Genomic DNA, 12195 nt, shown 5'->3' with positions numbered 1-12195 from the left:
AAACCTCAACATCCGAAATGCGTGGGATAGCGAAGGTGCCGGCGAACCACATCGATGAATTGCGCATCGCGCTTTGCCGCCCAGACGGCCACAACATGCCCGACCGCCCAGATGATGAGCCCCGCGATCCACAAACGAAGTCCCAATCCGACCGCGCCGGCCAGCGTGCCGTTGGCAATCGCGACTGCACGCGGCGCGCCGCCGAGCAGGATCGGTTCGGTGAGTGCGCGATGAACCGGCGCGAAAAACCCACGGATCTCCTCATCCATCAGATCAGCGCTCCGCCGCCGAAGGAGAAAAAGGACAGGAAGAACGAACTTGCCGCGAAAGCGATCGACAGCCCGAAGACGATCTGGATCAGCCGGCGAAATCCGCCTGAGGTGTCGCCGAAGGCGAGCGAAAGGCCGGTGATGATGATGATGATCACCGCCACGATCTTGGCGACTGGTCCCTCGATCGATTCGAGGATTTGCTGAAGCGGCTCCTCCCAGGGCATGGAAGAACCGGCAGCATGGGCGGGTGCAATCATCATGATCGCAGCGGTCGCCGCATACGACAGCTCCACGACAGGCTTGCGGAAAGCCGATGAATTGAAGCGGATCTGGGTCATTCTGAAGCTCCATAGGGCGAGTGGTGATTCAAGGTCGTTGTGGTCTCGAGATTTGCTTCCAGGGTGCGATAGTCGCCGGTGGCCGGATCGAGCCCGTCGACCAAGGCGATCTCGACGAGCCGGCGCGCTGAGCCGCGGCCAGCGAGAACCGCGATGAGATCTATGGTTTCGCCAATCAGTGCGCGCGGAACCGTAACGACGGCCTCCTGCACGAGCTGCTCCAGTCGGCGCAGTGCGCCAATGGCAGAATTGGCGTGAATGGTGCCGATGCCGCCGGGATGGCCGGTGCCCCAGGCCTTCAACAGATCGAGCGCTTCCGCGCCGCGTACCTCGCCGATCGGAATGCGATCGGGCCGAAGTCGCAACGACGACTTCACCAGATCGGAAAGCGAGGCGACACCATCCTTGGTGCGCAGCGCCACAAGATTGGGCGCAGCACACTGCAACTCGCGCGTATCCTCGATCAGCACGACGCGGTCGGCGGATTTGGCCAGCTCCGCCAAAAGCGCGTTGACCAGCGTGGTCTTGCCCGTCGATGTGCCGCCGGCCACCAGCACGTTCTTCCGTGTCTCCACGGCAAGCTGCAGGACGTCAGCCTGGCCTTCGGTCATGATGCCGGCGGCGACATAGTCTTGAAGCGTGAACACCGCGACTGCCGGCTTGCGGATGGCGAATGTTGGTGCCGCGACAACAGGCGGCAACAGACCCTCGAACCGGTCGCCGGTTCCAGGCAGTTCAGCCGAAACGCGCGGCGAGCCCGAATGCACCTCCGCACCGACATGGTGCGCCACCAGCCTGACGATCCGTTCGCCGTCGGCCGCGATCAGGATTTCATTGCTTGCAACGAGTCCTTCGCTGAGACGATCAACCCACAGGCGACCGTCGGGATTCAGCATCACCTCGACAATGGCTGGATCGTCAAGGAAGGCTGCTATGGCCGGGCCGAGAGCGGTGCGGAGCATGCGCGCGCCGCGCGACACCACTCTCTTGCTGGCATGATGGTTGGTCGCCATGCGGGGTCCCCGTTTCTCGCCACGAACTGTTTCGTGCCGCGGTCGGGGATCATTAGAAAAGGCAGGAGCGTCGGCCTTGCAACAAGCAAAGCCGGCGATCGTGCGATGACGTGCAGAGACTTGCGAAATGCGGTGCCGCGACCGCGATAGCTCAGCAACCCGGTGCCCGACTGGCCATCGCCGCTCAAAAAGAACAGGCGGCTATATCTACGAGAAGGCATATCTGCTGCTGGCATCGACCAACAAGGATCGCTTTCGCCGATCGAGACCCACCGACCAGTGTCATCGACCGCCCGACACTTCAAGGGGTGATGTCTTCCATCAGCAGCGCCACCATCTCGTCGGCGTCCCTGCCGCGAAGTTCGGCGCCGCCGCGAGCAGCCGGTTGGCGCGACGAGCCACGTCCACACAGAGGTCGGCCCCCGGCGCGGCGCGGCTGTAGGCGAGGCTAGCAGGTATGTTGAAGAGCCTAGAGAACTATGGTAGAAATTGTCAGAAAGGTAGATTTTTGGAGTTTCTCGTGTCCCTGAACATCAAAAATCCGGCCACCGTTGCTCTCGCCGATGAACTCGCACGCCGCCAGGGTATCACTAAGACAGCAGCCATTCACCAGGCCCTTAGCGAGCGCTTGCATCGCTTGGGCTTTGGAGAGACCGCTCAGGAGCGTCTGGTGGCAGAATTGCGCGCCATCCGAGAAAGAGTGGCACGATTGCCTGAACTGGATAATCGCAGCGACGAGGAGATCATCGGGTATGACGAGCATGGAATTCCTAACTGATGGTGATCGATACCTCAGCTGTTGTAGCGATCCTTCGGAGCGAGCCTGAGGCAGCAAGGCTGGAACGAGCGCTGGTCTCCGACCCAATCCGTCTGGTCCCGGCAACCTGCGTGCTCGAGGCACGCATGGTGCTGGTCAGCAGGCGCGGCGAACACGCGTTGGCCGAGATCGATCTTTGGCTGCGCAAAATCGAGGCCGACATCATTCCTGTCGACTCCGAATTGGTTGATCTGGCGACCCAGGGTTGGCTGACCTACGGCAAGGGCCACCACCCGGCGGCACTGAATTTTGCCGATTGCCTCTCCTATGCGTTGGCAAAGCGTGCAGACGAACCGCTGCTTTTCATCGGCAAAGACTTCTCCCAAACGGATATCGAACCGGCATGAGCACGAGACTCTAAGATCATCGGCTGTCTCCAGCTTGAACCCTGTAATAGCGCCCAATCAGTTTCGATTCTGTCGGCTGGGCCTGCATCAAGGGGCGTCATGCCAATTGGTCCCAAAGCAGAGCAAGCTGGCGTCTTTCGTCCCTTCGATCTGGCGCTGCTGGGCCGCGTCTTCGATCGGTTGGAAGTTGAGGGCCAATCCAGCCGGCCAACATGTAGCTCAGACATTCACGGCCGCGACGCTGGTCGCGCGAATAAATGATGGGCTTCGTCGAAAACGGCCCTTGGTAGGACCCGAAGCTCGCTTGCTTTGTAGGGGAGATGCTCGAGATATTGCGTCGTCAGCCAGGCAACCACTTGCGCTTGGGCCAGGTCGCGACGGCGCTTGATTGGCTCGCGATCAGCTCGTTTTGAGACCCAGAATTTGTGAGCGGCAAAAATACGCGGATCGGGAACCACGAGCCGCAACGGTCCGCCTTTTTCATCGATGGCGATTGCTTCGAAAGCAGGGGCATTTTCCAACCATGCCAGGCCGGCGATCTCGGCGGGCACCAATTCGTCGTCGGCCTTCCCGACAGTTTCCCGGCTCGGCTTCCACGCCGGGTTTGCAAGCGGTTTGATCAGATCCACGAGGTATCCGTCGCGGTTCACCGCGCGGAACGTGGCGGATGAACGCTCGAAAGACCGATCGACCTTGCGCAAAAGGTTGATGAGCGCTCCATGTTCGACGTTGGCGCCAGACATGATCCGGAGGGACTGGCGCGAGTCCATGAGGAGATCGATATCTTGGGTCGATGTGATTCCGGGATCCACGAACACTCCGGCCGCCGCCTCATAGGCGTAGATCGCATTCGTGCCGGCAATACGAATGCCTTCCCCGAGAAGACCGGCGTTATCTATTGCCCTGATAATTCTTGCGGCGATCAGGGGAACACGTCCAAGTCGGAGCGCGCGATTGACAGCAGATTGGCGCTGCATCTGCTCCTGTCGCGCAGAGAGCGTTTCTTGGGCGGACGCGCGAGCTGTTTCCCAATCCGCCTTGACAGCTTCGCTCGCCGGCGAGCGCCGACCCTCTGCCTTTTGGTGTCGCACGCCAGCGGCGTCGTAGTAGCTTCGCATCAAGTGGTCAATGCCGCTCACGGTGTGCCAGACGAGGGATCCCCGAAAGCTCTTCGCCTTCCTTTGGGCCTCCTTGAGCGCAATGAAGCGTTGGTCGGAATTGACTTTTTCCCGACGCTGATCGTTATTTAATTCAACAAAATCAGCCAATTCAACAGTTACCCTGCATTTAGCTCCGAGCTGTTGCAATACACAATAGGCGGCGGAGCGGCCAGTTGCAACAGCTCTCACGTGATTCCATTGCGACTGTTGAAGTAGCTGTATTAATTAAAAAATATGACGACAGAGCAGCTTTTCTACGGCAACGCAGTCGAAGCAAAAGCGCCGCTCGGACACGGCCTTCGCTGGTTCCATTCGATCCGCAGACCGGGCCAGTGCAAACGGTGTGAGAAAGCCTACCAAAGTGGCGGAACAAATCATGATCATTTCTCATTGTGGTGATCATCAAGGGAGATTGATCATGGCCGACCGGCACAACCCAAAAATCGAGACATCGGCAAATGTCGAAAAGAACCCGGAAGATTGGGTCAGCGGAGATGACCCAATGACTCCCGCACAAGCCTCCTATTTGAAAACTCTGGCCGAACAGGCCGACGACCCTGACGCCTATGCTGACGGCCTCAGCAAGGCGGAAGCTTCTAAACGCATTGATGTACTCCGGGAGAAGTTAGGCCTGTAGCGTCCGCTCGTGGGCTTTCGTATCCAGCGAAGGACAGCTCGAGCGGGTCGAATTTGGACAGTTTTGCTGCAGGTTGTGACCCGTGCTATTTAATTTTTCTGATTCAGCGCATTGCCGCTACACTCGCGATCGAGACGACAGACGGCGGATGGGAGCGGCTTTTAGGGTCCAGCCCGGCATCCGCCCTAAGCTCACCAAGACCTCGCGCCCGCTGGTCCAATCCTGCTGTCGAAACAGATCAGGACGTCCCGATGATGGCGATGGTCTGCAGAGACACAAAAAGGACAAGGGCGATTGCAGCGCCCCAGAAGAGAACTTTTTCGGTGCCGCGTTGCTCTTCCTCGCGAGATATGTCTTTCGCCATTGCATGCATCCTTTGCGAAGGTCAACGACTTAGCAACGTGCCGCGCGAAGACTGAGTTCCTGCAACTATCTTGCCCCTTCGGCACTGAGAGAAAGCTCTCGGAATCAAGCCTCGTGTTGTCCAACCGTCGGTTGGTGGACGCATTGCAGCTGATGCATCTAAAGTCCCTGTGATCCACGCGCACAGGGCATGCCGACCCCGAGCCCCCGCCCGGTGCAACAGCGCTTGATCGCCCCCGCCGCACCAACCTGTGCGGCGGGCTTTTTTACTCACGCGATGGAACACCGGCGCGCAGGGAAAGTTCTGCCCACGCAGCAACTCTTTCCCTCATATTTTTGCTGCCAGATCGGATATCTCCGATCGGCCCGCGTCGTTCTTATCCTCCGGCGACGCGGGCTCGCCGTCCTCGCTATCGGTTGAGTAGCCACAGAACAAACGAAAGCACGATGCTGATCAGAATCCCGGTGCCGATCGGAACATAAAACGTGAAGTTCTCACGTTGGATCACGATGTCACCGGGCAATCTGCCCAGACCGATCCGAGACACCCAAGGCCACAATAGGCCTATGGCAACTATGATCAAACCAACGACGATCAGAGTTCTGGACATGGCGGCATCCGACCGGGACTATGGTGGCTGCCCTTGGCTGGGCTCATTCTCATTGCTGTTTTGCTGTCGTTGCGCCTCAATTTCTCTTGGTTCTTCCTGTCTATCTTCGCTGTCTCGTAGTCAGCATCGCCGACTGCGCGAAGCAATTCGTCCTGGTCAGGGCCTACGGTGTCCCAAATGCTCAGAGTCGTCGATGCCTTATCACCAATCCGTCCGAATGCCGTTCTCCTCGTTGATCGCCGCCGAGGATACCTGGTATCGTTGCGGGCACCCAAAGGAACTTCTCGTCCGGCGTCTTTAATTCATGGAGGCAAACAATTCGTATGCAGTCATTGGGCAGTTGACGACGCCCTTTACGTTGAAGGTTGCGACGGTGGTCATTCTCACCTCAAGCCGATCCGCTCCATCGCACCCGCGGATTGCCGTGACAATGCCCCCTTTCCCCGCCCGGCCTGAAGTGCTTAGCTGTCGTCCTTATAAGACTTGGCGGCTTCATCGATCTTACGCCAATCGTTTCCGTGGCGCCGCACAAGCTCTCGCGCTTGGGCTGGCGACACACTTTGCGTTTCGACGATGTGGTTCACTTCCGTCTCCTCGCCTTTCAGGGGACGCGAACGAGGGCTAGTTGGCCGTCTGGCCGTTGGGTTTTCTGCATCTCGTCTGGGCATGAGTGGACCTCTCCTGGAGCAGAATAACGATCCGGCGCGGCGAAGGTTTCGCCACGCCGGGCGCGTTGAGCAGTTTCACCGATCGCCTCATTGGCTTCCCCTTGCGGCTCTGACCGTACGTTCTGGTGTTCTTGGACCCAAATGAGCTGCACCGCGTTGTTTGAGAGCAGTGCTGTGCTTTGCAATCTGATGAAAAAATCCCGACGCCCCTGGTGCACCGCAGCCAGCTCCTGGTGCCGAAGCGCGCTTTCCGTACGATCGCGCGGCGGTTGAGCGGTTTCGACAGGCATTCCCGCGCGCCAGGTGGAGTGACGAGCGCAGAAGCTGGTTCGTGCCGGGAAAGACTGCCGCGCGGCGCGTCCAGCGCTGGATGGCGCAAGAGGCGGATCTACGAGTAGCATATGATGACAGCAAGGGACGGGATGCCTTCGCCTTCGATCCCCTGTCGAGCCGGTATCTGGAAGTCGCGGACGACCTGCGCATCCGCACGCCATATTCGCGGACGGTTCTCGAGAAACTGCGAGCCGTTCCATGGGCGAGCTGGGACGACGAACTGCGGGCCTGGAGGGTGCCTTTCCGCTCATACGAGGAGTTGAGGCGCCATTGGCCAAGCATCGAAAGGGCCGCAGGCCGCGCAGAACCGGACGAGAGGAAACGGCGACGGGAAGCGTCCAAAGACTCCGAGGAATATAAAGCCGCTAGATTGCGGTATGCCGAACGCAGGCGACGTCGCTATCCATTGCCTGCTGACGATTTACCCCGGCTTGGCCTTACCGTGGCGACGGAGCAATACGGCATCGTCGTCTTCACCGACATTTCGGGTGAACTCGTAGACGCCTCGGAATTAGCAGCGTTCTATCCGCATTTGATCGAGGCGGACGTCGACCATGTCTGGGGCAGATGGCGTCCGGCGACGTTGGCTGAATTGATTAGAACATGGCCCGCTCGGCGTGCTGCCGAGTTAGCGGAACGGCAACGAGGCTGGTGGCAGCCAACGCTGCCCGAGCTCAGGATCGCTCGCCAAAAAGCTCGAAGACTGGCGCGAAGAAGGGCAAAGCTTGTGTCATCGTTCTAGCCTTTCAGGCCCGGCGCTTCCAGCGTCTGTCCGGTTGCCATTGTGATTGAAATGTCCCCCGATCGGAGCCTCCCATGTGCAACGATAGCGAACAACATATGGCCTGGCTGAATATTACCGGATGATAGCGCCGCTGGCCTTGAATATCCCGAGCCTGAAAACGAATTTGACTTGCGCTTAGGCGCACGACACCCGCATTGACTATTCGGCTCCAATAACCAGCGTGGCAGGTAAAGCCGTCGAGCGGCTTCTATGACGTTTGGAAGCCGGACCTAACGGCGGGCCTGTGTTCAACTTCCGCTCCGAGGGAGCCGTCACTTTGGGAACAGCACGCGATACCTGTTTCCGGCGTCGGCGTTCCTCCGCTCCACGCACCCTTTATGGCCATCGCCGGACCGAGAGGAAGTCCGTCGCTCCGCTAACACGTGGTTGGGCAAGCGCGCCAAGGTCATCGCTGAAATGTTAAACCATTTCTGCAGAATTTGACGCACACAAAGGCCGATCCGAGGCCAACTGGGAGTGCATACCCCAGCTTGGAATTGTGCGGAACCGTACGAAGCCGATTGCAAGCAACCAACCTGGTTGGCCGGGCATTAATTTAGCAAAGCGTGAATTAGGAAAGCATCGGGAGGAACACCATGCTGCACGTTAACATGCCTGGTGAATTTGAGGTCGGCGATGAGGTTGCGCTAGCAGGTATCGTCATCGCGATTCTCCCCAGCGGGCGCGCCAGGGTGAGCATTCCTTCGTATGACCATCCTTATACGATTGATCCGCCACCGAAAGTCCGGGCCGGCGACCGAGTGGTTCTTGTTGGGGACGTCACCCGCATCGATTGCGGAGGGAACAAACTCACTGTGCGCATTGACTGCGGCGGGGTGATTACTGTCGACAAGTCGGCGATCACTAGGCTGAGAAAGCCCCGCCGGGCTTCAACGGGTTAACGCTCCGGCGAGACAACAGCCGGTGTCGGCGCGGGGAAGATGCAAGCGCCTTTGAACAGCCCAAGGGTGCCGCGCTGTCCAGTCGGATATGGAGCGGACGAACGGATAAATGGGAGCTCGACGCTAGGGCAGGCGCCCAGCGTAGCGCGTTCCTGGCGCTTTCGGATTACCGGTGAAGCAAGTCAGATCGTCGCATTCGCGATCGTCGCTCTCGGCAACAGGCGGCGCGCCCGTCCAGGACGCGTGGCACGTGTGCGCTGTGGAAGGAGACGACCAGCACATCCCGTGTGAAGGCAACGCGGCATCCCGCTCGACGGGAACTTTTCTCTGCAGCGAGCGCTTGGTCGCCGGTCAGACGCGATGGGCGCCGGCTCGTATCCATTATGGAGATCACATGTTCGTCCCGCCACCGATGCCCGCAAAAAGTCTGCTTCGGTGCGTCGCGACGGAACTGGACGACATGGTTGCGGTGGAGTAAGCGCCCTCCCCTGGGTTAACAACCGGTCGGTGACAGTCACGGCCACATCGACAACAACCGCAACGGCAATCAAGTCGTCGCTGAAAGCCTGCAAGGTGTCTGTCACGACACAGCGTGCCGGCAAAGCTACGCCCTCGCGACAGGGATTCGTTGTAAGGTGACCCGACGGCAACGCCGGCGACTACGAGTCGAGGTCGTAGGGCTGATGGCCCAGCTCGTTGTGATGAAGCGCCTCTGCCATACACCTGATGTCGAATGCCTGGCCGCACGCCGGGCAGACGACGAAATACTCCTCCTCCCGAAGTGGCAATGCGTCGTGGTCTTGGGGGATGACGATGTCATTGTATTCGTCGGGCATTGGGTCCTCCGGAAACCCGCCCGCTATGCTGGAACGCCTGCCAGCAGGATTTGTTTCAAAGTTATTGCGCCAAGGAAAGACCTGATGTCCGGTTCGGCAGCGATACCGTGCCACCGGGCAGTTTCAAAGTGATTATCAATCTTTGGTACGGCGCGGGCAAGAACCTGTTCCTCGGGGCGGCGAGGCTCGAATTCAACCAAGCATGCGCGGTCGAAAGAACTCCAATCCGGCAAGGCACACTGCTAGCCGAGATCGACTGTGGAGACGAATGCCGAGGTCCGCCGCTCCGATGAAAGGTGATCTGATGGGTATCAGCTGCGCAAAATAGCTCCGCAATCGGGCACCGGGGTTGGGCTTTTGAAGCGCCTGTCTTGCCGGCAGCTCATCCAGTTGCCGGCGGCGCTGGCGGAACATCGTCGGCTATCTCCTGCCTGAGCCTTGGTCCTTTGCTGAGCCGGCGACCGAGCGCATCGACGAAATTGTCGTAGCGCTGCAAGCCCTTGGCACGCGCCTCCGCTTGCGCCGATTCCGGCAAGGCTGGAGTCGAGTTGAGCCAAAACCGGACGAACAATGCTAGCGTCTCAATAGCAATTCCGACGTCACGCTCGACCCGCTGCACGCGTCGATCGATCTGGTCGAGGCGGCGAGTGATCGCCGCTTGCTTTCGTTCTTCGGCGTCCGGCGACAGGAACGACGCGAGCGCAGCCTCGGCGACCAGTGACAGCGAGACCTCGCGCCGCCCAGCGTAATCTGCCAGTGCCCTCATTACGTCAGGGTCGAGATAGGCAGACAGACGTCTTTTCTTGGCGTTCTTCATGCGCTCAAAGCTCAATGCCATCATTGGGGTCAAGGGCGGCCTGACGAGCTGCGCGTCTCATGGCTTGATCGACACTGCGGCGACGAACGGCGTCATCATCGGGCTCGTCCCTGTCGAGGTCGAACTCATCGTCGCAGCGTGGCGTTCGTTCCGGCGCGATGTCTTCGTGTTCGGGAAGCTCGGGCTGGCGGCGAATGCCGCCATTGGCCGGATCCTCGTCCTGCTGATCCCTGGCAAGCCTCAGCTTGCGAGATTTGCCTTCCGGCTCAGCAAGAAGTGTCGTGTCGGTCCAGTCCTCAGAGCGAGCGTTCTGCATTGTCCCTCCGGTCCTTGGCGGCGGCAAGACACGCTCGGCAAGACGCGGGTCGGCAAAGTAGCGTGCCTTCGTCGCACGGATTGGGAACTGGCCCGAGATCATAATGATCGCCTCGGTCGGGGGCAGCTGCATGATCTCGCCCGGCGTCATCAGTGCACGCGCCGTTTCCTGCCGCGAGACCATCAGATGCCCGAGCCAGGGCGACAATCTGTGCCCCGCATAGTTTTTCATGGCGCGCAACTCGGTCGCGGTCCCCAGAGAGTCTGAGACGCGCTTGGCCGTCCTCTCGTCATTCGTGGCGAAGCTCACCCGCACATGACAATTGTCGAGGATGGAATTGTTCGGTCCGTAGGCCTTCTCGATCTGATTGAGCGATTGTGCAATCAGGAACGACTTGATGCCATACCCGGCCATGAAGGCCAGCGCGCTTTCGAAGAAATCGAGCCTGCCGAGCGCGGGAAACTCGTCCAGCAGCATCAAAAGACGCTGCCGGTGATCCTTCGCGTGAAGATTTTCGGCGAGCCTGCGGCCGATCTGGTTAAGCACGAGTCGCATCAGCGGCTTTGTGCGACTGATGTCCGATGGCGGCACGACCAGATAGAGCGTCGTCGGCCGTGCCTCCTCGACAAGGTCTGCGATCCGCCAGTCACAGTATGACGTCACCTTGGCCACAACTGGATCGCGGTAGAGGCCCAGAAAACTCATGGCCGTCGAGAGCACGCCGGAACGCTCGTTCTCGGACTTGTTAAGCAGTTCCCGAGCAGCCGACGCCACGACGGGATGCGCGCCTGCATCACCCAAATGCCGCGTCAGCATCATGGCGCGCAGCGTTGCCTCGATTGGCCGCTCTGGATCAGAAAGGAAGTTCGCCACGCCTGCGAGGGTCTTGTCTTTCTCCGCATAGAGCACGTGCAGTATTGCGCCGACCAGCAACGCATGGCTGGTCTTCTCCCAGTGGTTGCGGCGTTCCAATGTGCCTTCTGGGTCGACCAGGACATCCGCCACGTTCTGCACATCTCGAACTTCCCACTCGCCCCGTCGCACCTCCAGCAGAGGATTGTAGGCTGCGGATCCAGCATTGGTCGGGTCGAACAGAAGCACCTGGCCGAAACGGGCCCGCCATCCGGCCGTCAGTTCCCAGTTTTCGCCTTTGATGTCGTGGACGATTGCCGAACCCGGCCAGGTCAGTAGTGACGGCACGACCAGGCCGACGCCTTTGCCGCTTCGGGTCGGTGCGAAACATAGCACGTGTTCCGGACCGTCGTGGCGTAGATAGTGTCGGCCCAACATACCCAGGATCACCCCATCCTGACCGATCATCCCAGCGGCCTTGATTTCGTCTCGCGTCGCCCAGCGCGCCGAGCCGTAAGTCGTGGTATCCTTTCCCTCGCGCGCCCGCCACAGCGACGTCCCGATCGCTGCGACGATAGCCATGAGGCTTCCGCTCGCCGCAATCGCCGCGCCCTCCAGGAAGACGTTCGGCGCGTAGGCGTCGTAGAAAAACCACCACCAGAAAAAGGCTGGCGGCGGATAAACGGGGTGTCCAGCCAATTCGAACCACGGCGGACCGAGTTGGCTTTGAAAGTCGAGCCGCCCTGCCGTCCACTGTGTTGCTCCCCATGTTGTCGCGACGACGATCAGAAAGGCGGTGAGTATCTGGCCCCATAAAACCTTGCTTGCCGGCATCGGTCGTTTCCCAAATGGATGATCGGAACAACCGAAAAGCTCGAATTCCTAAATCCGCAAGAAAAAAGGGGCGGTCGAAGCAGCATGGCGTACCCGCACGTGGAAAGACTTGCCCGATGCGATCTCGAATGTTGAACGAGCATAGGGGGGCTGCTTTCTTCTGGAGCCGTTGAGCCGCTACTTGCCCAATGATAGTTAGTTGTCTCGGCTCAGATGGCATTTGACGAGATGGACGGGTTCTTGGAGAACCACGGATTGCGCATGACCAAATGAACAAGAGTCCTCAGCGGCGCGC

General features: G+C 59.6%; 13 protein-coding genes and 1 pseudogene. 5 read left to right on the top strand and 9 right to left on the bottom strand.

Annotation, left to right across the window (positions count from 1 at the left end; translation table 11 throughout):
- Positions 1 to 5: 5 nt before the first annotated feature.
- From NKH71_RS12640 to trbB, 3 genes are all read right to left on the bottom strand, one after another.
- Entirely contained in the window at positions 6 to 269 is a 264-nt protein-coding gene (locus NKH71_RS12640) for a VirB3 family type IV secretion system protein (RefSeq protein ID WP_352589142.1), read from the bottom strand.
- Complete coding sequence (locus tag NKH71_RS12635) at positions 269 to 532, bottom strand: TrbC/VirB2 family type IV secretion system protein (protein ID WP_254818676.1); 264 nt, start codon at positions 530 to 532, stop codon at positions 269 to 271. Before NKH71_RS12635 ends, NKH71_RS12640 begins: the two co-directional genes overlap by 1 nt.
- Before the next feature lie 74 nt (positions 533 to 606).
- Positions 607 to 1623 carry a P-type conjugative transfer ATPase TrbB gene (gene trbB / locus NKH71_RS12630; RefSeq protein ID WP_352589139.1) on the bottom strand — a complete coding sequence of 339 codons (1017 nt, stop codon included), beginning with the start codon at positions 1621 to 1623 and terminating at the stop codon, positions 607 to 609.
- A 520-nt stretch (positions 1624 to 2143) separates the two neighbouring features.
- Between trbB and NKH71_RS12625 the strand changes: the two genes are divergently transcribed.
- Positions 2144 to 2401 carry a type II toxin-antitoxin system VapB family antitoxin gene (locus tag NKH71_RS12625; protein WP_352814174.1) on the top strand — a complete coding sequence of 86 codons (258 nt, stop codon included), beginning with the start codon at positions 2144 to 2146 and terminating at the stop codon, positions 2399 to 2401.
- On the top strand, positions 2401 to 2787 hold the full coding sequence (locus NKH71_RS12620) for a type II toxin-antitoxin system VapC family toxin (protein WP_352589137.1): 387 nt from the start codon (positions 2401 to 2403) through the stop codon (positions 2785 to 2787). Before NKH71_RS12625 ends, NKH71_RS12620 begins: the two co-directional genes overlap by 1 nt.
- A 227-nt stretch (positions 2788 to 3014) precedes the next feature.
- On the opposite strand, the gene NKH71_RS12615 is transcribed toward NKH71_RS12620, so the two are convergent.
- The gene (locus tag NKH71_RS12615) at positions 3015 to 4055 is read right to left on the bottom strand and encodes a GSU2403 family nucleotidyltransferase fold protein (protein ID WP_352895051.1); all 1041 of its coding nucleotides are present in this window, start codon (positions 4053 to 4055) and stop codon (positions 3015 to 3017) included.
- Positions 4056 to 4323: 268 nt separating this feature from the next.
- On the opposite strand from NKH71_RS12615, the gene NKH71_RS12610 reads away from it, so the two are divergent.
- Positions 4324 to 4584 (top strand): DUF3072 domain-containing protein, encoded by a 261-nt coding sequence (locus NKH71_RS12610; RefSeq protein WP_352846195.1) that lies wholly within the window; start codon positions 4324 to 4326, stop codon positions 4582 to 4584.
- A 238-nt stretch (positions 4585 to 4822) separates the two neighbouring features.
- Here NKH71_RS12610 and NKH71_RS12605 read toward each other — a convergent pair whose 3' ends face one another.
- A complete protein-coding gene (locus NKH71_RS12605; protein ID WP_352589128.1) occupies positions 4823 to 4948 on the bottom strand; it encodes a hypothetical protein in 126 nt (41 codons plus the stop codon).
- A gap of 409 nt (positions 4949 to 5357) precedes the next feature.
- Positions 5358 to 5558 (bottom strand): DUF2905 domain-containing protein, encoded by a 201-nt coding sequence (locus NKH71_RS12600; protein WP_352589125.1) that lies wholly within the window; start codon positions 5556 to 5558, stop codon positions 5358 to 5360.
- Positions 5559 to 6434: 876 nt separating this feature from the next.
- Here NKH71_RS12600 and NKH71_RS12595 point away from each other — a divergent pair.
- Together NKH71_RS12595 and NKH71_RS12590 are read left to right on the top strand one after the other, a co-directional pair.
- A pseudogene (locus tag NKH71_RS12595) lies at positions 6435 to 7301 on the top strand (hypothetical protein); the annotation flags it as partial.
- Between the two features lie 638 nt (positions 7302 to 7939).
- Positions 7940 to 8245 (top strand): hypothetical protein, encoded by a 306-nt coding sequence (locus tag NKH71_RS12590; RefSeq protein ID WP_352494340.1) that lies wholly within the window; start codon positions 7940 to 7942, stop codon positions 8243 to 8245.
- A gap of 659 nt (positions 8246 to 8904) precedes the next feature.
- On the opposite strand, the gene NKH71_RS12585 is transcribed toward NKH71_RS12590, so the two are convergent.
- From NKH71_RS12585 to NKH71_RS12575, 3 genes are all read right to left on the bottom strand, one after another.
- Positions 8905 to 9081: a hypothetical protein gene (locus tag NKH71_RS12585; protein ID WP_352479403.1), complete on the bottom strand. Its 177-nt coding sequence runs from the start codon at positions 9079 to 9081 to the stop codon at positions 8905 to 8907.
- Between the two features lie 382 nt (positions 9082 to 9463).
- A complete protein-coding gene (locus NKH71_RS12580; RefSeq protein WP_352494341.1) occupies positions 9464 to 9898 on the bottom strand; it encodes a CopG family transcriptional regulator in 435 nt (144 codons plus the stop codon).
- A 4-nt stretch (positions 9899 to 9902) separates the two neighbouring features.
- Positions 9903 to 11900 carry a conjugal transfer protein TraG gene (locus tag NKH71_RS12575; RefSeq protein ID WP_352895050.1) on the bottom strand — a complete coding sequence of 666 codons (1998 nt, stop codon included), beginning with the start codon at positions 11898 to 11900 and terminating at the stop codon, positions 9903 to 9905.
- Between the last annotated feature and the right edge of the window lie 295 nt (positions 11901 to 12195).

The organism is Mesorhizobium sp. M0983 (assembly GCF_040318975.1).
GTDB lineage: Bacteria > Pseudomonadota > Alphaproteobacteria > Rhizobiales > Rhizobiaceae > Mesorhizobium.
This window is presented reverse-complemented; position numbering and strand designations above follow the sequence as displayed.